18 protein-coding genes and 1 pseudogene are annotated in these 20005 nt (G+C 62.5%); 7 read left to right on the forward strand and 12 right to left on the reverse strand.

Annotated elements, in window-relative coordinates; translation table 11 throughout:
- The first annotated feature begins 1039 nt into the window (after positions 1-1039).
- Genes ABH933_RS43270 through ABH933_RS43280 form a run of 3 tightly spaced genes read left to right on the forward strand, consistent with a single transcriptional unit; the run spans position 1040 to position 2442 of the window.
- Positions 1040-1171 carry a hypothetical protein gene (locus tag ABH933_RS43270; RefSeq protein ID WP_429428605.1) on the forward strand — a complete coding sequence of 44 codons (132 nt, stop codon included), beginning with the start codon at positions 1040-1042 and terminating at the stop codon, positions 1169-1171.
- Between the two features lie 10 nt (positions 1172-1181).
- Positions 1182-2186 (forward strand): NAD-dependent epimerase/dehydratase family protein, encoded by a 1005-nt coding sequence (locus tag ABH933_RS43275; protein WP_429428607.1) that lies wholly within the window; start codon positions 1182-1184, stop codon positions 2184-2186.
- A 52-nt stretch (positions 2187-2238) separates the two neighbouring features.
- Positions 2239-2442 (forward strand): FAD-dependent oxidoreductase, encoded by a 204-nt coding sequence (locus ABH933_RS43280; protein ID WP_429428609.1) that lies wholly within the window; start codon positions 2239-2241, stop codon positions 2440-2442.
- A gap of 640 nt (positions 2443-3082) precedes the next feature.
- Here the strand turns inward: ABH933_RS43280 and ABH933_RS43285 are convergent.
- Positions 3083-3625 (reverse strand): hypothetical protein, encoded by a 543-nt coding sequence (locus ABH933_RS43285; RefSeq protein WP_429428611.1) that lies wholly within the window; start codon positions 3623-3625, stop codon positions 3083-3085.
- Positions 3626-4153: 528 nt separating this feature from the next.
- On the opposite strand from ABH933_RS43285, the gene ABH933_RS43290 reads away from it, so the two are divergent.
- Both ABH933_RS43290 and ABH933_RS43295 read left to right on the forward strand, forming a co-directional pair.
- The gene (locus tag ABH933_RS43290) at positions 4154-4333 is read left to right on the forward strand and encodes a hypothetical protein (RefSeq protein WP_429428613.1); all 180 of its coding nucleotides are present in this window, start codon (positions 4154-4156) and stop codon (positions 4331-4333) included.
- A gap of 1776 nt (positions 4334-6109) precedes the next feature.
- Positions 6110-6763, forward strand: coding sequence for an IPT/TIG domain-containing protein (locus ABH933_RS43295; protein ID WP_429428646.1), 654 nt, complete (start codon positions 6110-6112; stop codon positions 6761-6763).
- Between the two features lie 507 nt (positions 6764-7270).
- Here the strand turns inward: ABH933_RS43295 and ABH933_RS43300 are convergent.
- A complete protein-coding gene (locus ABH933_RS43300) occupies positions 7271-7561 on the reverse strand; it encodes a hypothetical protein (protein WP_429428615.1) in 291 nt (96 codons plus the stop codon).
- Between the two features lie 52 nt (positions 7562-7613).
- Positions 7614-8042 carry a hypothetical protein gene (locus tag ABH933_RS43305; protein WP_429428617.1) on the reverse strand — a complete coding sequence of 143 codons (429 nt, stop codon included), beginning with the start codon at positions 8040-8042 and terminating at the stop codon, positions 7614-7616.
- A 1453-nt stretch (positions 8043-9495) separates the two neighbouring features.
- On the opposite strand from ABH933_RS43305, the gene ABH933_RS43310 reads away from it, so the two are divergent.
- Positions 9496-10482: a hypothetical protein gene (locus ABH933_RS43310; RefSeq protein ID WP_429428618.1), complete on the forward strand. Its 987-nt coding sequence runs from the start codon at positions 9496-9498 to the stop codon at positions 10480-10482.
- A 23-nt stretch (positions 10483-10505) separates the two neighbouring features.
- On the opposite strand, the gene ABH933_RS43315 is transcribed toward ABH933_RS43310, so the two are convergent.
- Positions 10506-10745 (reverse strand): transposase, encoded by a 240-nt coding sequence (locus tag ABH933_RS43315; protein ID WP_429428620.1) that lies wholly within the window; start codon positions 10743-10745, stop codon positions 10506-10508.
- 564 nt (positions 10746-11309) lie between these two features.
- On the opposite strand from ABH933_RS43315, the gene ABH933_RS43320 reads away from it, so the two are divergent.
- On the forward strand, positions 11310-12407 hold the full coding sequence (locus ABH933_RS43320) for an acyl-CoA dehydrogenase family protein (protein ID WP_429428622.1): 1098 nt from the start codon (positions 11310-11312) through the stop codon (positions 12405-12407).
- Between the two features lie 300 nt (positions 12408-12707).
- On the opposite strand, the gene ABH933_RS43325 is transcribed toward ABH933_RS43320, so the two are convergent.
- From ABH933_RS43325 to ABH933_RS43360, 8 genes and pseudogenes are all read right to left on the reverse strand, one after another.
- Positions 12708-13301 carry a hypothetical protein gene (locus tag ABH933_RS43325; RefSeq protein ID WP_429428624.1) on the reverse strand — a complete coding sequence of 198 codons (594 nt, stop codon included), beginning with the start codon at positions 13299-13301 and terminating at the stop codon, positions 12708-12710.
- 290 nt (positions 13302-13591) lie between these two features.
- A complete protein-coding gene (locus ABH933_RS43330) occupies positions 13592-14941 on the reverse strand; it encodes a lipase family protein (protein WP_429428626.1) in 1350 nt (449 codons plus the stop codon).
- A gap of 586 nt (positions 14942-15527) precedes the next feature.
- Positions 15528-15707, reverse strand: a complete 180-nt coding sequence (locus tag ABH933_RS43335; RefSeq protein ID WP_429428628.1) for a hypothetical protein — start codon at positions 15705-15707, stop codon at positions 15528-15530.
- Between the two features lie 167 nt (positions 15708-15874).
- Positions 15875-15991, reverse strand: a pseudogene (locus ABH933_RS43340) (ISAzo13-like element transposase-related protein); the annotation flags it as partial.
- A 100-nt stretch (positions 15992-16091) separates the two neighbouring features.
- Positions 16092-16907 carry an alpha/beta hydrolase family esterase gene (locus ABH933_RS43345; protein ID WP_429428629.1) on the reverse strand — a complete coding sequence of 272 codons (816 nt, stop codon included), beginning with the start codon at positions 16905-16907 and terminating at the stop codon, positions 16092-16094.
- Positions 16908-17666: 759 nt separating this feature from the next.
- Entirely contained in the window at positions 17667-18002 is a 336-nt protein-coding gene (locus ABH933_RS43350) for a helix-turn-helix domain-containing protein (protein WP_429428631.1), read from the reverse strand.
- 477 nt (positions 18003-18479) lie between these two features.
- Positions 18480-18716, reverse strand: a complete 237-nt coding sequence (locus ABH933_RS43355) for a hypothetical protein (protein ID WP_429455300.1) — start codon at positions 18714-18716, stop codon at positions 18480-18482.
- Between the two features lie 543 nt (positions 18717-19259).
- Positions 19260-19973 (reverse strand): IS630 family transposase, encoded by a 714-nt coding sequence (locus ABH933_RS43360; RefSeq protein ID WP_429428633.1) that lies wholly within the window; start codon positions 19971-19973, stop codon positions 19260-19262.
- Positions 19974-20005: the final 32 nt, after the last annotated feature.

The raw sequence follows: 20005 nt of genomic DNA on the forward strand, positions 1-20005 counted from the left end.
CATCCTGATCTTCACCTCGGCCACGGTGAGCGCCGGCACCACCGCCCACGGGGACATCCTGGCCCTCAACGGAGCGATCACCCTGGACACCAACACCATCACAGCAGTCTGAGCCTCGATACACCGAAAGGATTTCGAACCTGTCCGCGCGCCCTCGGCGCGCGGACAGAGTGTTTCAGGTGTCGGTAGCCGCCAGTCCGCCCACCCTTTTCCACCGTGGTTGAGGGGTCCGGGAACATTGACGAGAAAAGTCACGCTAAGGAGTTACCGCAGATAGTGGGCCCTTACCAGTCTCGCACCTCTGTAGCTGCGCGACCCGATCCAGGATCGCGCGCTCATCGTCCTCGGCGACCTCGCTCATGCCGGTCGATTCTCCTCCGCCCCTGCGGATTTCCCCGGCTGATCGCCGCTTCTACCCGGCGGCCTTCTCCTCGCCGAACAGCAGCAGCTGCGCCGGCGCGGGTGTAGCGCCCAGGATGCGCAGGCAACGCGAACAGCTCACCGGCGCGCGGGTCGGGGCCAGAGCGTCGGGATCCCAGCCCGTACTGGCCCGACCCCAGCCCCCTGGACCACTGGTGGACCGAGGTCATAGACGGCGCCCTCACCCCCGTCGCTCCACCCCCGCCGAAGTTATGAGATCCATGCTCACCCTGCTCGCCTGCTGGTGACCGTTCCCTCGCTCGCCGCACTCGCCGGCTGGGCATGCGTGGCCGCCACCTGCTGGCACGAAATCCGCAACCGCTACCGGCAGCCACCACCCGACCGGCCCACAGCCCGCCCTCGGACACCGGCACTTCGATAACCAACTCCTCCAGCGACAATCTGGCGGCCTCGCGGGCGTACCGCAGCCGCGCGGCCTCGGCCTGGTCCCCTTCGGCTGCACCGTTCATCCTTCGACTAGCCGGTGAAGTGTGGACGGGTGTGGACGTCAGATGGCCCGAACGGGTTGATGCTCAAAACTACACCCCGTCAGCGCATTTGGCCGCCAGCATTCCCGGTGCCGGCGCGTTGACACCGATGAAGAAGGACGGATGCAGAGATGACCGTGCTCGATCCCGAACCTGAATCGCCGTTGCGGCTGCCGCACTCGCAGGCCGCCGTCGACGACACTATCGCGCGCTGGGCGCCGAACACGGGGAAAACCCGGCCGGGCCGCAGAGCGCACATCTGAGGTGAACAACGTGGCGAAGAAGATCATGCTGACCGGTGGTGCCGGATATATCGGCTCGGTGTTGACCAGAACGTTGTTGGCCAACGGTTTTCGCGTGGTCGTTGCGGATCGGTTCTTCTTCGGGCGGGACAAGCTGCCCCAGGACAGTGCCGATCTCACGGTGATCAGCAAAGACGTGCGCGCCCTGACGAGATCCGACTTGGATGGTGTGGATTGTGTTATCGACCTGGCCGCGATTTCCAATGATCCGGCGGGCGAGCTCGACCCGCAGCTGACGCTGGACATCAATCTTCATGCCCGGGTTCGGTGCGCCCAGCTGGCGCGGGAGACTGGTGTGGCGCGGTACATTCTACCGTCGTCGTCGAGTGTGTACGGCCAGCAGGAGGGCTTGCTGTCCGAGTCGGCTGCGGTTGAACCGCGTACCACCTACGCGGCCGCGAACGCGCAGGCCGAGGCCGCGGTCCTGGACTTCGCTGGCGACGGCTTCACGGTGGTGGTTGTCCGGCAGGCAACTGTGTTCGGAATGTCGCAGCGGATGCGGCTGGATCTGGTGGTTCATAAGATGGTGATTCAGGCCGTTCGCCGCGGGTTGATCCCGGTTCTGGGAGACGGGCAGCAGTGCCGGCCGTTCGTGCATATCGCCGATGTCGCCGATGCGTTCGTTCGCCTGATCGGCGCACCGGCCGAGATCGTCACCGGTCAGCGATTCAATCTGGGCGGCAACACGATGAACTTCCGCACCCGCGAGCTCGCCGAGATCGTCGGAGCGGAAACGAATGTGGATCGGTTCGACCACTACCCGGGTCTGGACGATCGCTCGCACCGCATGGACTTCTCGAAGATCGAGAGCATCCTGAATTTCGTTCCGGCCCGGACCATTCAGGACGGCGTCCGGGACGTCGTCGCCGGCTTGGCGAGCGGCAGTGTCGAGGAGACCGACCCGCGCTGCTACACGGTGCCCTGGTACGAGCAGCTGCTGAACAGCGGCGGCCCCGGCAGCCCAGCAACGTTCTGATCCGCATCTCACCGAAAACTTTGTTCGGCGGACATCTCGAGGGGAATAACCAATGAAGGCAGGACAATACGATGTCCTTGTAGTCGGTGGCGGTGTCACCGGGTTGATGGTCGCGGTGCGGCTGGCCGGTCCCGGCGTGCGGGTCGCGGTGCTCGAACGCGACCTGCTGGGCGCTGGTGCCACCACCCACAATCACGGCGTTTCTTCCGTTATGCGAGGCGCGCGCTGGGGGACTCGCCGAAAGATTGCTACGTGAGCGGTCGGAATGGTTACGGTGGCATCCGCCGTTGCGACATCGGGTGGAGATCGACATAGCCGCGGTGGTGGAGCCCCGCCCGCGCGCATCGCCTGTGGCAGGTCCGCTGCGAAGCCGGGCGGGGCTATCCGATCGACGCGGGGCCCACAAGCGAGTGATACCGATGAAGGGAAAGGAAGCGATGCCAGCAGCTCTGAACGCGACAGCGGCACATCTGGTGAGGGATATCGTTGCCCGGTACGGTTCGTTGGACGCGTTCTGCGCTCGCCTGCGAGGCAGCGTCGAGAATCCGACCGAGGAACTACGCCGCTTCACCGGAACCTGGACCGGGCCCGGGGCATCTCCGGCGCGGGCTGAGGGCGAGGGGGACAGCGGCAGACACCGACTGCAGCACTGAGCGTTGATGGCGCGGCGTACCTCGCACGGCGCTTGATTCGTACCAACGAAACTCATTGCGCTATAGGTCGTTAAACTAGATTTGGTTGACGAGGTCCGCTGTACTACGACAGGTGATCCTGCCTTTCGTCAAAGGGACATGCGCGTCCCCGGCAGACGGGATTCTCACGGACTCTTGCCTTGGGAATTCGGTCCGACCGCGTGGGCATTGAAAGCCGTCAGATGGACGGCCCCGGTGGGCCTGTCAGCCGGGTTTGCGCGCTTCGAGCCGGACCAGCACCACGATGCCGGTGTCGAGCAGGGTCAGACCGATGGCCAGCGTCGTCAGCACCACAGGGAACGGGTTTGTGCGTTTGGCCGATGTGCAGTGCAATTGCGGGTTGGGGGATGCGGACACTCCGCCGGTCGCGGAGACCGTGTATCGGCCGGGGCGGTCGATGACGGCGCTGCCGACCCGGATATGGGTGACGCCGTTGTCGCTCAACGCGGCTCCCATACGCCCGTCCACCCTCGGGACCGGCCCGCCGTCGACCGGGGTGATGGCCAGGTGCAGGATCGGGATGGCCACGGTCTGATTGGACAGATCCATGGTGAAGCTCAGATCGACCCGCCCGGCGGGCAGGTCGACCAGGGTCTCACCAGGCAAATCGAAACTCCCGTAACGGGATTCGCCAGGGTTGAGTGTCACACCCCAGTACACCAATCCGCTGACGGCAGTCCCGATGCCGAGGACGATTGCGACTAGGGCGAAGGTTCGGCGCCCGGCTACGGCGATCTGACTGGACACCCCGATACTCCTCCATGACCGACGGGCCCAGCATACCCGGATCATCAACCAGCGCTGGGACATCGGCACCGAGGGCATACACACGCACAACGCACTCCTTCAACAACCTCATACCGGCAATCCTCAACGGCTGCGACATCGAGCACGATCCCACAGCGAAGTCACCCGGGCTCACAGCTTCTCAGCGACTTCACCACGATCCGGTTCGTCACTCGAAATTCCTCGCCGCAAGCTGCGGCATCCGTCAGAGGATTCGCTGGCAGAGGATGACGGTGGCGCTCTGCGACTCCAATGGCCTTGCGGGCCAATGCTTCAGTCGCGGGTGGTGATAACCGCACGAGATGCGACAGCCGCCTCGCAGCGCCAGTGAACCGAGTTGGGGGTTCGGACTGGAATTTTCGCCCCAAATCGGGAAGATATGCCGTAATCGGTTGGCGGAGAGTGGATTTTAGCTCCATGACCGTTGATTGCTCCTTAAAGTTGTAGAGGCCGTGATCGACCGCTTCCTTCAAGCGAGTGGAGACCAGCATGTTGGACACCGTGGAAACCGCGACTGCATACGTGATCGCCGAGCTGGAGGCCAAGGGCACCGCCACTCGGGCGGACTTCGACGTCGCCGCCTCACACCTCATCAGCGAGGGCTGGGACTTCCGATCGATCGACCGGACCGTGTTCTGGGGTTTAGCCGCTGGCAATCTCAAGTTCTGAACGGCAGCCCCGACAGCGAACACCGCCTCCCTCGGCACCAGGTCGGGTTCGACAGTTCCTGAGTTTTCAGGAGTGTCGCGCCCTGGGCCGCCTCGACCGCAAACCGGGGGCTCGGCTCTGAACGGCACGCCTGCCACGGAATGCACCGGCCATGTGAACGAGAAGCAGTGGCGCATTTCGCCTTGTCCGGGAGTGCACTGCGAAGCGATCGCCCTCGACCGAGTTACTCGGGCGCGTGATCGACATGATCGGGATCTCTCCCCCCGCAGGCCCTTTCGAGTCGATGACGGCACCGATCAGCAGGTCCGATCCGCGCCCTCGAATCGATGGGTCGGTGTCGGCAATCGCCATCGCCATCGCCGCATTGTCGAACACGCACCGAAAAACCTCGTCCCGCCGCACAATCCCTTGTTGCTCGGCCCGGCGACGCTCGCGTCCCGTGTGGTGGTGCGCCTGGCGACGCACTTCCTCTGTCGCAGCGCTCGAGCCTTTCATCTCCGATGGAGCGGATCCGCTGTCAGGCTGGTGATTGTCCCCTCGACCCACTGAAGCATTCTTCTTGCGCGACAACAATTTTGCACCTGGAAGGTACGAAAACCAGATAATTCGCTCTGACGCAGCACTTTTCGGCTGCGATCACTGAGTAGCGCTGCTGGTCGATCGGTCGATCCGGCCTGCCGTACAGTGAGTTCACGATGGATGTCGCCGATCGGCAGGCGCAGCCGATCGGCAGGTACTCCGCAGCGGCAATGGTGAGAGATGGCTGAATTCCGTTCTCGCTCTGCAACTTGATGCAGTAGGACTCCAGTTCGGTAGCGAGGCTCTCGCATCTGGTGTTGGAACTCGTGAGCGGACCGGTGCGCCAGACGCTCACTGCCCGGGTAGTTTTCATGCCCCCATGCTTGGGCCGGATGTTTGGATCATCGGCCTGCGCCGGCTTGTCGTGGACCGAACACCGTGCGAGGCAGCGCCGTACCGGCGCGAGCCTGTATCGATCATTGCGTGAGCATAGGCATAAAGCCAGCGCGCTCAGCATGGAATCGGCCGCATCGGGGGTGATCCGTCTCCGCCCCGAGCGTCTTGGAAACAAGGAAACGAACGAGTAGCTGACGGAATACTCCTGCCAGTAAGCCTCGACCCGGTAGCAGCAGTGAGCAGGTGTGGCCGATCGGCTGGAGACTCTGCCGCGGCGGGAGTGTGAGACAACAGAAATCCCGTTGGCTGGCGAGCACCCTGGTGCGCAGGTCCATTGTCTTCCATGCCTGTTTCCTCTGAGCTGGATTCCGGTCCGACGTTCTCGCGAGGTGGAACACGATCAGGGGCGCTTGTCAGTTGAGCGCCGCCGGGCACGCGAGATGCGGTTCGGGTGGTGTTCCACGACCGGCGCGTGGTGTGTGTCCCATTGCGTCGGGTCTTGCGGGGACGGAGGCGTGCCGTGGACCGGTACGTCGGGGCCGAACGGGACAGCGGACGAAAACCATTGCCGCTGACGGCGAAACTTGGCCACTACGCCGTGAGGCGGCGCATCGGATCCACTGATGGGGTACCCGCCGGCATTGCAGCTCCGCATTTGCAGATCGTGGTGGCGCTGGACGCGGGTTCTATGGACTGTGCGTGTGCCCCTGCTCGTGACTTGAAACCGTACGAAAACGAACTGTGGAATGATTGCCGAAACACTTCCGCTCGAGAGTTACTGAATATGGCGGATTCACAACAAGATCGACATCCGCTGTCGCGCAACCATCTCTGAACTCGCAAGCGTTAGGAACACATACCATGGCACCTCAAATTGTGTCACTGACACCCTCGTCCGGCCCTGAAGCCGGGTTCAACTCCGTGGTGATCGCCGGCTCGGGGTTCGCCAATGTCGGCCCACTGACGGTGGCTTTCGGCACGACGGCAACGACATTCACCATCGACTCCAATACTCAGATCACGGCCATAGCCCCGCCGGGGACCGGCACGGTGAACGTCACAGTCACCGCACTGTTGGACGGCACGAGCAACCCGATGCCCTACACCTACAACGCTCCCGCCGTTGGCCTTATCTATGTCAGCGACGGCATAGATACGGTGTATTCGATTCCGGCCGCCGGCGGCACGGCGACCCCGGTGGTGTCCGGCCTGAGTCAACCCATGGGAATTGCGCGCGTCGAAAGCACCCTCTACATCGCGGAATTCGCGGCCAATCGGGTGGTGTCGGTGCCGACAACCGGTGGTGCGGTAACTCCCTTGGTCCCACCAGACGGAGGCCAGGAGAGCCGCTTGGCCGCGAGCGGCCTGTCCGGTCCTACCGACGTCAAGGTTTCTGGTAGAAGGCTTTACATCACCGACAGCGGAAATTTGAGGGTGGTCTCCGCGCCGATCGGCGGGGGGAACCCGACGTTGGTCGCCGGTGGTCTCACGGGCGCATCCGGCATCGCCATTTGAGCTTACTTGAACTGCTGAATAGTTCGCATTCAGAGTGCAAGGGGCCTCGTGGGCCGGTTGGGCGCCGCTGCTCTCTGTCAGTCGGCGAGTTCGTGCGCGGTCGCGCGATACGGTCATAGCGCAGGAACCCGTGCCGTCGTCACGATCGTGCCGGCAGTCGACTCGGAGCGAAACCGTTACTGCAATTGCGTCTTCGAGCTCGACTGGATGATTGATTCCGAGGGCTGTGGTGCGCAGCTCTGCTGCGCACCACAGCGTCCATTGTTGATCTGACATTTTTGTCGTCGTCTAATGCGAGAGCCTTCTGCATTAGCCTGGCGCATTGATCGTTTGGCTTGTACTCGGACTCTGCGGGGCCCGCGGGTGCTGTCGCGACGGCGCTGGGGGTGATGTTCAGTGCGTTCGTCAACTCCTCGACCACATCATGCCTCTGCAAGGTCGGTCGATGGGCGTAACCCGCTGAGCGTCAAGGTGTTCAAGCGACCCGCGTGGACGGGACCGACGTGCTCACGTGTCCAGGCCGCCGCGTTGATACAGCATGAACAGATCGGCGGCGGTGGCATCGGGACCGAGCGCCGCGGCCCGGCCGGCGCGTTTGACGAGTTCCTCGCCGATGCTGTTCATCCGCAGGGAGGATGCGTGCAGTTCGCTGCCATCGTCGAACAGGCTGTGCACCAGCACCTCGGCCAGGCCGCGATATGTGGTGGCGTGCCGGACCGCCGCGCGCACCCACTCGGTCGCGATGTCGGGCGTGACCGGGCTCGCCGAGCATTCGATCACTGCGCTCGAGTACGACATCGAGCCGGAGTCAGGCATCACTGGCTACCGACTGTCGACCAGTCATCTGCGCTCACGAACGCCGCATAAACGTCTTCAGAATCGTTTCCTCCATTCTCGCGCTCATAGCCGTTTTCACCCGCGAGGAATCGCCGACGGAAGTATGCACATACACATATCTCGCTCGCGGATTTAAGGTCTCGAGATCGCATACTTCGCAGATCCGCGCTGAGTCGCCCGCTACGTGATCGAGGTTAGAGACTACGACCGCAGAGGCCTTGTAGGCGCGGGCCCTGTCAAGCAACCGCGCCAGCGGATCGTCGACATCTGACGTGGAACACACCATAACTCGTATCAAGTTGTATCCGAGCTGCACCGCCTGCTTACGGATATCCTCCTCGTTGTCCAGCGGTCCCGCGAGCATGCGGTCGATGTAAGCGATTGCGCGAGGTAACCTTTCGAGGGCATCCATGCGTGCCTCATACGCAGTCGAAATTGTCATTGCCGACCCCTCGAATCTTCGCACTCAGATTCCATTCCGTTCTCTCCCTTGAGATCTCGAACAATCCTGACCAGCTGATGGACACTGCCCTTTCAGGTGACGCGCGGACGGAAATCGCCCCGAAGGTGCCCGGACGACCGGCACCGAGTCAGACTAGTCTGCTCTAGATTGGCACCCGCGCACAAGTTTTGCACAGCTTGCCGCAAATTTGCAGCATAGTACGAAGAAGGTTCGCCGTTGTAGTTGGCACGATGACATCGGTGTCGGCGTGCTGGTTAGTGCCGCGTCCAGGAAAGCCGGTTGCGTTGATCTTCGTTGCGTCCGAGGGGATATGGGCAGGTACTGAACATCGCGCTGAGTCGGCTGCGGCAGAAGCGCAGCCGATGGCTCTGGGATGTAGACCCCGCATGACTCGGGCAATCGCCAGGCAGACCTGCTCAGCATCGGTCAGCCTCTTCGGCCGGCGAGCCAACCGCGGACCCGCTCGATACCGAATAGGACTGCTCATCCTGTCAACTCGGTGTCCACAATCAGGGGTGCCTCAAATGGCAGAAACCGTCGGCGGACGGGATCGAACTGTTCAATCTCGCTGCGGTGCCGGTCACTCGATAGCGGGATCGCGGCAACACGATCCCCACACCCTCGGCCACGGCCAACCAAGCCTGACAGCAGACACCGTAGAGAGCCCGGCGCAGGGAGACATGCACGCTGGGTTCGGCGAGCGGCCCGCAGAAACGGACCGATGGCAACACCGGCGCCGCGCTGCGGGCCGACTCAACCGACGGGTGCATGGCGGCCGAACTCGGTGACCCGATCCACCTTTCACGGCCAGTCTGGCACAGCTGGTCATGGCCTCTCGGCGGAAACTGGGACCACGGACGAAAGCGGACCGGCGATGTTTGCTCTGCAACGAAGTAGAGGGCTTAATGGAAAGAGCGGGCCATCAATCGATTCGGGCAACCACCCGGTGCAGCAGGGGAAGCACCGTCTTGGCAAAGGAGGTAGTGCCATGCCTACCATCACGTCTCTTCCTGACCTCGGCTCCCATGAAGGGAGTGCGAACGATGTGTCGGGTCCGCTGGTCCTTCGATCGTCTGCTCGGGGCTACCGTGACCACCCGACCGTCAGCTCGGATAGGAAGTTCATGGCGATCGGCTGTGCCTGCACGGCTGGTTCCGTGCAGGTCACGGTTACCGCTTCGGAGGGAATCGGCAACAGGGTGTTGTGTTGGCGTACCTGCCTTGAACAACACTAGGCCCGCCAAGAGGCCGGTGCGTGCGGCGCTACGGTCCAGCCTCTCCGGACTGGCGCGCCGATCGCCAAAAGTGGTACTGCGTCCAGGCTGTCTCCGGGCATCGTTGATGGTTCAGCTGGGCTGCGGCTGTCGATCGAGTCGCCGTCATCTGGGCGTGGTTGCAGGAAGTAGGGGGTTTGATTGGCTACTTTCCTGAAGATGCTGCTGGCGGAGCAGCATATTAAGAGTCATTCGGATTTTCTCTCGGCCTACGATCGGTGCGCCGCGCAGCTCGATCCTCCCATCCTTCCAGGGTATGGGCCAGCGAAGACACAGTTCTATTGGTGGCTTTCGGGCAGGATGGTCGGGCTCCCCCGCGACTACCATTGCCAGGTGTTGGCCAAAATGTTCCCCGGCTGGACGATTGAGAGGTTATTTCAGATGGCGGAGTCTGCACCAATCGCCGCTCGAGCGCACGAGTTGGGCCTTTCCGGAACAGACATCGAAATTGAGGAATTCCTCGGGGCTGAGACGATCACAAGCGGGATTACTCTCGTTTACCCGACCTTCGAACTACCGCTGCGGCCTGTGCGAGCATGCCTAGCGGCTGAGGCTCCCTATCGATTCGCATTCGAGAGGAAGATTCGAGCGTTTGCGGCTGACCATCGCGCAGATGTGTTGGTTGCCTTGCCGCAGAACGAAGTTCGCGGACTACTGTACGTGTTTTCTGTTCTCCAGCGACATGCCAGTATATTGATTGAGATCCGGAGCGACCGGGACATGATTGCGGATAGCGACCGCCCCTACATCAGCTTCGGACTGACGTGCAACGACTGCACACGCAGGTACCTCGAAACCGTCGAGCGTCCGCTGTTCACTCTCAATGGGAGTGGCTCTAGGGCCGGTTCCCATTTCGAGCAGTTGGAGTTGACGGACGGCAGCCGGTATGAATCGAGCGGAGATCGCAACATCGGCCTCATCGCGCGTGTGCGGCCTAGTCCGGATCTTCACCCCGGCAGATACTGGATATTCTGCGCCGGCTTAGGCTTGCGTGGTACCGCCGGGGCGAGCTGGTATCTCGCCAACTCCTGGAGTCTCCTACATCGACGTGCCGGTGATCGCGAGTTTGTCGCAGTGGTCGGTGTTGGTGAGAGCTCCGACGGCACGGCCCAATTGGAGCATATGCAGATCGAATCGACAACCTGACACGATCCCTATTCGCTTGTGTCTCAAGCGGTTTCCGGGATGAGGATCCTGGTGATACCTGTCAGCTCCCGCAGCTCCTTCAACTCTTTCGCCGCGTCGGTATCCACACCCCCGTACTGGCGGCGCCGGTTGTACAACGTCGCTGCCGACACCCCCAGCTCCGCAGCGATCTGCTCACCCGTCTGCCCGGCAGCAGCGAGCTCGTCGGCACGGCGCAGCTTCCGCATAATGTCCTCCGCGGAATGTCGCTTACGTCCTGCCATGTCCCACAGTGTCCCTTTCAGCCCTCACCAGGGCCAACAGGAGTCTAATACCGAGCGGTCCCATTCTCTGGGAACGGGCCACACCCGATTCCCGACCACAGTAGGGGCTTCTGACGAGACTGGACCTTTGTGGGCACCGATGTCTGGTGCATGAACTTCGACGGGCAAAGAACGAGCGAGTGTTGACGCGCGTTCAATTGAGCGAGAATTTTGATAGTTGATTGCTGTCCAAATCATGTGATTATCAGGATGCTGGTTGGTTTCGAAATCAGTTGCAGAGCGTAGCATCGGCAACTGGTAATGACTCGCCTCCGACGGAAGTCCGCGGACTCATTGCCGGCCCTGTTGGAACTGCCATGACCAGAGGTGTACTGTGTCGCAGGAATTACTGGCCATGTGCTGTTTTCGAACATCGTTGGTCTCGGCGAAGACCTGTTGCACATTGCCGCAGGGTGGATTTCGGACCAACCGCGCGAATCGTACAGCCTAATCCGCAACTGATCGGGGAGCATTACAGTGGTCTGCACCAGGTATGAGAGTCAAGATGCTGTTGCTGAGTTTGTCGTGCGATTTCTGGAACATAATAGCGCACGCGATATCGCACTGTGGCCAAAGCTTGTGGACAGCGGTCTGCTGTCGATAGCGCTCCCGCAACGCTATGGCGGAGAAGGTCGGGGGCTGCTCGATGTTTCCACCATATTGACCGAGCTGGCCACTGACGCTGTCCAAGTGCCCGCATTGACAACATTGGGCTTCGGGGTGCTCCCGTTATTGCACTTGGTACCGGAATCCCTGGCAGAGAAGGTGTTTCCCGCTGTCGCTGGGGGCGCAGTGCTCACTGCGGCGCTCAATGAACCCGGTGCGCCGTTCGCAATAAAGCCGGAGACGACCGCAGCCATCGACGGCTATACAGTACGGATCCGAGGTCGCAAGGTCGGCGTGCCGTACGCGGACCGGGCTCGGTGGATCCTGGTCCCGACAGATTTGGGAATTGCCGTAGTGGATGGGGAGGTACCGGGTCTCGAGCGTGCCCAGAGCTTATCCTTGACCGGAGTGCCGGAATTTTCGCTGCACTTCAATGACGTGGAGATTCCCGCAGAACAACTGTTGTTGGGTGGCATCCCGGAGCTACACCGGTATGCACTGGTGTCGATCGGTTCTGTGGCTGATGGATTGCTGAAAGGCTTACTGGCACTGGAAACAGAACACGTGCGGATTCAGTATTACTCGGCCGCGCTCGCAAGATTCACATCGGCATCCCGGACGATTGCCGAGCTCCACGTCGCATCTCGCGCTCTGCACGTAATTGCGTTGTCGGCGAATCGGGCGCTGACGCAAGATGACGACAGCACCGAGCATCGCGAACGACTCTATAACGACCTCGATGTGCTGGCCTATTACCTCACTTCCAAGTTGCCCGCGACCATACGGATGTGCCATCACCTGCACCAAGGCAGCATCGTGACCTCGCATCCGCTGCATCGCTACTACTCACAGGCTGAGGACATCGCACGCTGGCTCGGCGGCGCATCTTTCCCGCTCGGTCAGCTGGAGGAGAAATATTCATCGGCGGGTAGGGCTTCGGACCGGTCAACGGTTGAGTACAGCAGGATGGTGTACGACCGGACGCCAGCAATGTCTGAGCGTGTCGTAGCCGGGTAGAGGGTGGTCATCGCGTGAATCTTCAAAGAACCGCCAAGTTCAACGAAGAAGAAAGATTCCACGCGATAACCGCTGTCCAGCCTATCGACCCGTCCAAGATGCTGTCCGAGCAACTCGCTGCTGCGAGCCCGGGATCTGCTGCGCAATATGATGTCTACCTTCATTCAGGCGCGGTTCAAGCACCTTCGTTGATCATTATCCCCTCCGGACAAGGATCGAGACTTCGTTCCAGCACAGCAGTCGCATCTACCCATGCCGTCGATCGCTCGGTTCGGACCGCTGGCCGAGGAATCTCCTGAGTTAGGAACTTTGCTTGAGTGTCCCGGTTCGGCCCGGTGGATCAGGTCGAGGATCGCCGCTTGAGTGGCCGGGATCTCGGGCGGGAATGTCTGGGTGACGCCGTTGATGGTGATCGTGGCGCTGCGGAGCGGCCGAAGTTGCTTCACGATGTTTCCGATCGCCAGCCCGGTCACGGCCTGAACGCACGATCCGCGCGATCACCAGATCCCGGAACACCCGGTCGGTCACGACACCGAATCCGAGCCGATCGAACACCGACCCCAACGCCTGGTAGAGCAGATGCGAACCTGTCGCGACCGTTCGGCCGGTCACCGCCACCTGCACAGCCGCGGGTTCCGCCGTGACCGGCAGCCGCCCGCTACGCCAATCGGCGACATCGTCCATCCGCTCGACCGGGACCACGGCCTCCACACCCAGCTCCAGCTGCTGCTGACCAGCGGCGACGACGCCACGCGCGTACTCGATCAACACACCCAGCTCGGCGTCGGTGCGCGCCGAGCTGACATGCTCGACGACCTCGACACGGCCGCGGACCTTCGCGACCACCTGCACCGCTACCGCGCCGGACGCGGTCCGCACTCGCCGCACGAACACCCACCGACCCTACCGTTAGTGCCCCGATCCGCTCGCACAACCAGCCAACGATGCAGGTCACAGCCCTGCAAGCAGAAAATCTGGCCGGAAGTGTCCTAAGTCAGGTTCGAGTTCCCTGACTGGGCATCGGCACGTATTGCGTCGTTGCGTTCTCATCGCTCGTCGTCCGGTTGGACCGCGAACGGTAATCCCGTCCACCACACGCGGCCGACGGGATTACCAAGCGAGGTCACACGTGTTCCGGACGGGCAGGACCCACAACACTGCGGTGTCGCTTTTTCATAGAGGCCTCAATGTGGCGCGGCGGCGCATTCGTTCGGCGCGGGTTCGCCACGTAATCGCGCGTTGATCCAGTCGTCGAGTCCGCGATAACTGGTGACGTAACTGGTCAGGTGCTCTCCGGGCACGATGCGGAGCACGGCCGTGACGCCACGGCCACATTGTTCGCCGTACAAACGTTGAACGTCCTCGAGCGGAATCCAGGGATCCCAGGCGCCGTGGTAGAGGTACAACGGCACACCCGACGTCCGATTGGTCAAATCCATTTCGCGGTACAACTTTTCGGCCACCGGACTGTCGAGCGAGTTGCTGATGTTCGTCGCCGCGTCCATCGGGATGCCGACCACGCCGAGCGGGCCATCGGCATCGCCACACAGATCGCGCGTCGGCGACGTCGCGATCCACTGCGCGAGATGATTCATGTATTGAAGCATCTCGGGATGTTCGCGCGCTATCGCCGTCGACACCGACAGCAGAATGCCCGAAGCGATCCAGCCGTTGAAACGGTGGGCGATATCGCGGTAATCGGAGACCAGTCCACCCGAGGCCACTCCCGTCAGAACCTCCGACAGTTCCGGCGCGTACTCCCTCTGCAGCATGGCCGTCGCGTAGGCGGCGATCGCGCCGCCGGAGTATCCGTTAACCGCGTAGCGGCTGTTTGCGAGTTCGGGCATGGCGTTGCGCACGGCGCGCATGGAATCGAGCATCATGTGCCCGGCCACGTTCGGCTCGGCGTATGCCATGAGCGGGCCCTCGTGGTCGGGCAGGAGTACCGCGTGGCCCTCATTCAGGGATGCGTTGAGGGCTGGCATGAACCAGACGAGGTCGGTGTTGGTGCGGTCGAGGATGTTGTGCGACAACTGGTAGCCGGGGGTGCAGTGCGCTCCGAGAGCGTTGATCGGCATCGCGTTCACCTCCACCGGGCGGGGTCCCGGACCGTTCCAGGAGGCCGCCGGGGTGATCAGTGTCGCGGTGCCGAAGGAGGGTGTGCCGGTCGCCGAGGTGGAGCGGAATTTCAGTAACACCGCACGCTGGATCGGCACCTCCAAATGCTGCACGGTCGTCGCCGTCACGTCCCGTTGTTCGATGATCTGCCCCGGCTTCAGGGTTGCGAGATTCGCGGGCCAGTCGTCGAAGGTCGGATCCCCGGTGGGTGAGGACAATAATCCACGCCACAATGCCGTCTGCTGCTCGGCGGGCGATTGTTCGGGGCCGGCAGTAAGTTGCGGCGGTTTGATGTTGTTGTCGATCCAGGTCTGCAGCGGAGAGGGAGGATTCCCCGGTAACAACGGCAGCGGGCCGACGTCCGCTCGAGCGGGCTGTTCGCCCAAGAACGCGAAACCGACGACAATGGCTGCCATAACTGTCAGAAACCCTCTCACAAGCCCACATCCTTTTAGTTCGGACGAAAACTGACTGGGGGTACTGTCATGAAGCTGTGCGACGAGACTTTAGCAGGGCACGGTGGTCGCCGGACAATAAGGTGTGTCGGCGAAAACGGTGCACACCGCGAAGCAATAACACCCGATGGAACGAAGGCTCGGCCTCGACTGCCGGCCGACCGGGTCGAGGCTGCGTGCGGGTAGTAGACGTCGACGCCATCGCCTCGATGTGGTCGGCAGAGAAACCCAATTTCGTGCCCGCATTTCAGGCTTTCGAGCCGGTGTCCTTGAATGCCTATAGGTTCGAGTAACAGCTCGACGTGAACGGTTCGAGCGTGCCGTCGAGGCTATTTGCGCGGTTTTTCGGATTGTGGCGGGCCCCAATCTGGACGGCACCGAACCCGAACGCCCGGTTCCCACACTGCAATTGGCGCCGAAGGATTCCGATCAGAATTCCGTCGCGGCAGCGCCAGGCTCCGACACCACCGCACGGTGGCTCGGCGGTATCGGGATCGCTCTCGCCCTCAGCGCGCTCGCCCAGCTGGGCCCGGCGGTCTCGGGCGGGTCAGAGGTGGTCGGCGTCCATGATCGACTGGGCGAACGGGTGCGGGGCCTCCAGCGGGACGTTGTGCCCGCTGCCCATCGGCAGCCTGGTCGGCAGCGCAAGCGGATAGGAACCGCTTCCGGCCGAGATTCGCGCAACCGGACGAGGATCGAGACTTCGTTCCAGCACAGCAGTCGACATCTACCCATCTGCGCGGATTGCGAGACCGAGCGCGAGTTCCTCGGACTCACCCCAGGTCCGGCCGCCACGCTGGTCGGTCGATCCCTACGACTATCCCCGCATCGGCTAAGAACTCCGGTGCGATGAGCATCGAACACCTGTTCGCCGAAAACTGCGAAACTCAAGGTCACCCTCACGCCGGTCTCGGCGGCGAACGCGGCGAGTTCGGCCTTCCACAAGCGATAGCGGTAGCTGTTGGATCCGCCGCAGTCCGCAGTGATCAGCAGCCGCTGCGCGGCCGGGTGAATCTCTCACCAGGCCCTGCGCGGTCTGCGATCATTGGGAGGGCGTTCGATCCACTCAGCTCAGTACTCGTGACATCAGCCAACTGACCAGCTAACTGACCTACGGCAGCGAATAGCTGGACAGGAAGCTCCAGATTCGACCGCGTAAGTCCTCACCGATGGGGCCGGTCGGCCACTCATGCGCAGTATTGAATTCCAAACGCCACACCAACCCGGTTGCATCCGCACAGGGCCCGGGCGTTGTGAAGGCGCCAAACAGATCGGTGGACATGGTGGACGTGGACGTCACCGCCTTCCTCGGGCAGTTGTCCCGGCTGATCCAGCTTTGGGTGTTGATCGCACCGACTATAGGGCTCGAGATCGGGTCGAGCCGGCCCTGGAATATCCCGACCGAAATCGGGCGTCCGGGTAGACACGGTGTCCCGAGGCTGAACGTCGCGGGGTTCGGGTCGATCGCGTCGCTGCTTTCCCAGCCCGCGACGGCGGTGAACACGTCGGCAGCGTCGCATGCCAGTCGCTGCGCCATGATGCCGCCGTTCGACCAGCCCTCGGCGTAGACCCGCCGTGCGTCGATACACCAGGTCGATTCGACGTTGCGGACCAGACCGGTCAAGAACGCCACATCGATGGACCCCCGCTCGAAGTGCCAGGTTTGGTCAAGGGCGATGCCCTGTGGATAGGCGACTATGAAGTGGTGAGCCGCGGCGTAGCTGCTCCAACCCGTCTCCGCCTCCATGCCTGCCGCCGTGTCTCCCGTACCGTGCAAACTGATCATCAGCGGAGCCGGACCTTTCAGACCCGGCGGTACATTGAGGGCGTACATCCGGTTCCCAACAAATCGGGTCACGGTGCCATGGGTCGGCTCCGTGGTGCAGTTGGCTGCCGATGCCGGGGCGGGCGAGGAATATACCGTCATCGTAAGGATGAGAAAGACGCCAACACTAAGGGCGCAAGCCCGCCGAAGCAATCTGCCCGAGTAGGGAGCCATGGTGGTTGAGTGTCGCACGCGGCCGGCCGCCGTTTGTAGTGGGAACGGCCGTCGCGGCGAGTCGTCCGGTGCGGATCATCGCTTACGGGCTGGGCTGCGCCGAATATCCGTTCGACCTCGATTCCATCTAGCGCGCCCGCGGTCCCGATGCGCTGGCCTGTCTGCGGCTCGCGGTCATCGAGGCCGAGCGGATTCTCGACTTGGACGACCTGCGTGCCGATCGTGGGCTAGTGCTGCGTTCCTCAAAGATGATAAAAATCTTGTCCGGGCCTCGCGAATATTCCAGCGGCGCCTTGATGCGGTGCGACGACCGACCACCCCGGTAAGGGGCCGAAAGTGCGGGGCGAGACCGGGCCCAGCTCGTCGGCGCAGACTACCGTGGCCCCGGCCGGTGGCTGCGTGTAGAGACCGACGATATGGGTTCTTTTGGGACGAAGTACGGGTCCTTGCTCGTCGTCCACGACCGCGGACGACGCGACCTGATCCCTTCTGCCACAAGTACTCTGCGCACCTGACTACGACTCACGACAATGCCTTCGGCGCGCAGGGTCTCGGTCAGCGAATCCAGCGTCCAGCCCGACGGTGCCCCGTCCTGCTCGGCGTCCAGAGTGCCATCGGATCGCCGCGTCAACCGCCCCGGTGGCGTGGTGGCGACCAAGGCCACGATACGACTGCGCTCGGTCTCGGTCAGGGAGGTTTACGCCCCGGCCCCGGACGATCACCCAGACCCTCCAAACCGTGGGTGTTGAACCGGTGCAAGCGTTCAGGCACCGCCTGCGGATGACAACCCAGCTCATCTGCGATCACCGCGGTGGACTTCCCGTCCCAACTCGCCGTGATCATCCGCGCCCGGCGAATCCAATCACCCGGAGCATGCCGAGCCCCAGCGAGCTTACGAATCTTCCGCTCCTCCAACGCATCCCGTGCGGGACGCGCGACCGACACCTTCGGCAGAACCCACCCCACGACACCCGAACCGACAAGACCCACAACAAGATAAATGATCATTGAGGAACGCAGCATTAGGTCCTCCCCGTGAGCGGCCGATGGTTCTCCCCGCTGACGCCTCACTGACGAAACCTCGCTGCCGGACCGGTACTCCAGATCCGAGGGGCGTTGGCAAGCAACTCAGCGAGTGGGACGGGCCCGACAAGAATCTGGTGGATGGGAAAACCCCAGGAGCGTATGAGGTTCCAGTTCCAGGGCGGGGTCTCCGCTTCTTCGACGCGGCAGGAATCCGAAACGGACGAAAACGGACGGGCAGACATATTGCCCGGCAACCGATCCCGGATCGTTAATGGATACCAGCGGGCCACCAAATTGTTGGGCAACCACCCGGCACAGCAGAAGAACCATCACCACCACAGTGGCAAGGAGACCAGCGCCATGCCTACCATCACGTCTCTATCTCCGACCTCGGCCCTCGACAGGGGGTAACAGCGTCACGATCACCGGCACTGGGTTCACCGGTCCCACAACAGTGCGGTTCGGTGGCTGAGATCACCACCAGCGCAACCACTCCGGTGTACCCGATGATCGAGCTGACCGAGCGGTCCAGAATCCGGCGGACGCGACAGCTTGTCGTTCGGCGGTCAGCGGGATGATGCGGAGGGCTAGAACTCCGACATCGTCGGGCGGATCATCCGCGAATGCGCTCAGCCGCCGCCGTGACGCGGTGGTCGCGATCGGCGGCGGCGTGCGCGGTTCGAGTTCGGCGGCGATGAAAGACTCGGCCAAGTCGCACAGTGGTGTGTCGGACTGCAGGTCGAGGTGGCCAGCAAGGACAGCCGTGTGCCGGTCCAGGGTTTCGTGGGCCAGGTCGACGCCGAAGGGTCCAAGCTGGTCGGCAACCGAGGGCCGGTGCGGCGTGCCGGGTGGGCAAGTCTGGCCATATTCTCAGCGAGGTCGATCAGGTCGTCGTAGCCTGCAAGTCAGCCCAGCCAGATCAGTTTGCTCTGGCCCGGCCGAAGTTCACATCTCGCAGGGGATCTCAGGGCTGGCGATATTCAGCACGCACTTGATCGCGTCCCTCCCGAGCTGGATCATTTCTGTCCCGAGGTTCGTCCCGAACTCTGTCCCGAGGTCGAGCAGCTTGTTGACGGTTCCGCCACCGAGCCGTTCCGCCTTCTCTGGGGCCTGCTCGAAACGATCGTGCGGTTCGACATGCCCGTCCGGTGCCGACTCGCCCGGGCCACCCCCGAGCGGTAAGTTGGGGGCGGCCTGCGCCTCGGGGGTGAGTAGGCCGGTGCCCAGTACTAGTGTCTCGTAATTGATAGTTGTTTACTTCGCATTTCTGTTGTTGTCCAACAGTTTTCGGAAGTCTCGCTCGAGGATGGTGACCTTTTCGATGATCTCGTCGGCGGTGGCGGTCCACCGGAACGGTGCAGCGTCGGAGTTCCAATGCTCGATGTAGTTGTCGATGTGGGCGATGAGTTGGCGGACCGAGCCGAAGGTGCCGCGGCGGATGGCCTGGCGGGTGATGATGCCGAACCAGGTTTCGACCTGGTTGATCCACGAACTTCCTGTCGGCGTGTAGTGCAGGTGCACCCGCGGATGCGTGGCGAGCCAGGTGTCGATGTCGTCGCCGGAGTGGGTGGACAGGTTGTCCACGATCACGTGCAGCTCCCGGTCGCGGTAACGGGCGGCCACATGGTCGAGGAATCTCACGAACTCGGCGGTGCGCCGGCGCGGGAAACACTTCCCGATCACCTGCCCGTTGCCGGTGTTCAACGCCGCGAACAGGTTCGTGGTGCCGTGACGAACGTAGTCGTGGGTGCGTTTCTCGGTGGCCGAAAAGTCCATCGGCAGCAGCGGCTGGGTCCGGTCCAGGGCCTGGACCTGGGTTTTCTCGTCCACCGACAGCACCACCGTCCCGTCGGGCGGATCCAGATACAACCCGACCACATCCAGGACCTTCGTCGCGAACTCCGGGTCGGTCGAGAGCTTGAACGTGCCCTGACGATGTGGCTGCAGGCCGTGTTCACGCCACAACACCGCGATGAAGTTGTGTGCGACACCGAGATCCG

The organism is Nocardia sp. GP40, assembly GCF_050434125.1.
In the GTDB taxonomy this organism is placed as follows: Bacteria; Actinomycetota; Actinomycetes; order Mycobacteriales; family Mycobacteriaceae; genus Nocardia; species Nocardia albiluteola.

Coding starts and splice junctions, on each gene's coding strand:
- ABH933_RS43315 (WP_429428620.1), bottom strand. CDS start 10,745: ATGGCAGGACGTAAGCGACATTCCGCGGAGGACATTATGCGGAAGCTG.
- ABH933_RS43270 (WP_429428605.1), top strand. CDS start 1,040: ATGACCGTGCTCGATCCCGAACCTGAATCGCCGTTGCGGCTGCCGCAC.
- ABH933_RS43350 (WP_429428631.1), bottom strand. CDS start 18,002: ATGCTGCGTTCCTCAATGATCATTTATCTTGTTGTGGGTCTTGTCGGT.
- ABH933_RS43345 (WP_429428629.1), bottom strand. CDS start 16,907: ATGACGGTATATTCCTCGCCCGCCCCGGCATCGGCAGCCAACTGCACC.
- ABH933_RS43295 (WP_429428646.1), top strand. CDS start 6,110: ATGGCACCTCAAATTGTGTCACTGACACCCTCGTCCGGCCCTGAAGCC.
- ABH933_RS43300 (WP_429428615.1), bottom strand. CDS start 7,561: ATGTCGTACTCGAGCGCAGTGATCGAATGCTCGGCGAGCCCGGTCACG.
- ABH933_RS43280 (WP_429428609.1), top strand. CDS start 2,239: ATGAAGGCAGGACAATACGATGTCCTTGTAGTCGGTGGCGGTGTCACC.
- ABH933_RS43290 (WP_429428613.1), top strand. CDS start 4,154: ATGTTGGACACCGTGGAAACCGCGACTGCATACGTGATCGCCGAGCTG.
- ABH933_RS43310 (WP_429428618.1), top strand. CDS start 9,496: ATGCTGCTGGCGGAGCAGCATATTAAGAGTCATTCGGATTTTCTCTCG.
- ABH933_RS43330 (WP_429428626.1), bottom strand. CDS start 14,941: ATGGCAGCCATTGTCGTCGGTTTCGCGTTCTTGGGCGAACAGCCCGCT.
- ABH933_RS43305 (WP_429428617.1), bottom strand. CDS start 8,042: ATGACAATTTCGACTGCGTATGAGGCACGCATGGATGCCCTCGAAAGG.
- ABH933_RS43335 (WP_429428628.1), bottom strand. CDS start 15,707: ATGTCGACTGCTGTGCTGGAACGAAGTCTCGATCCTCGTCCGGTTGCG.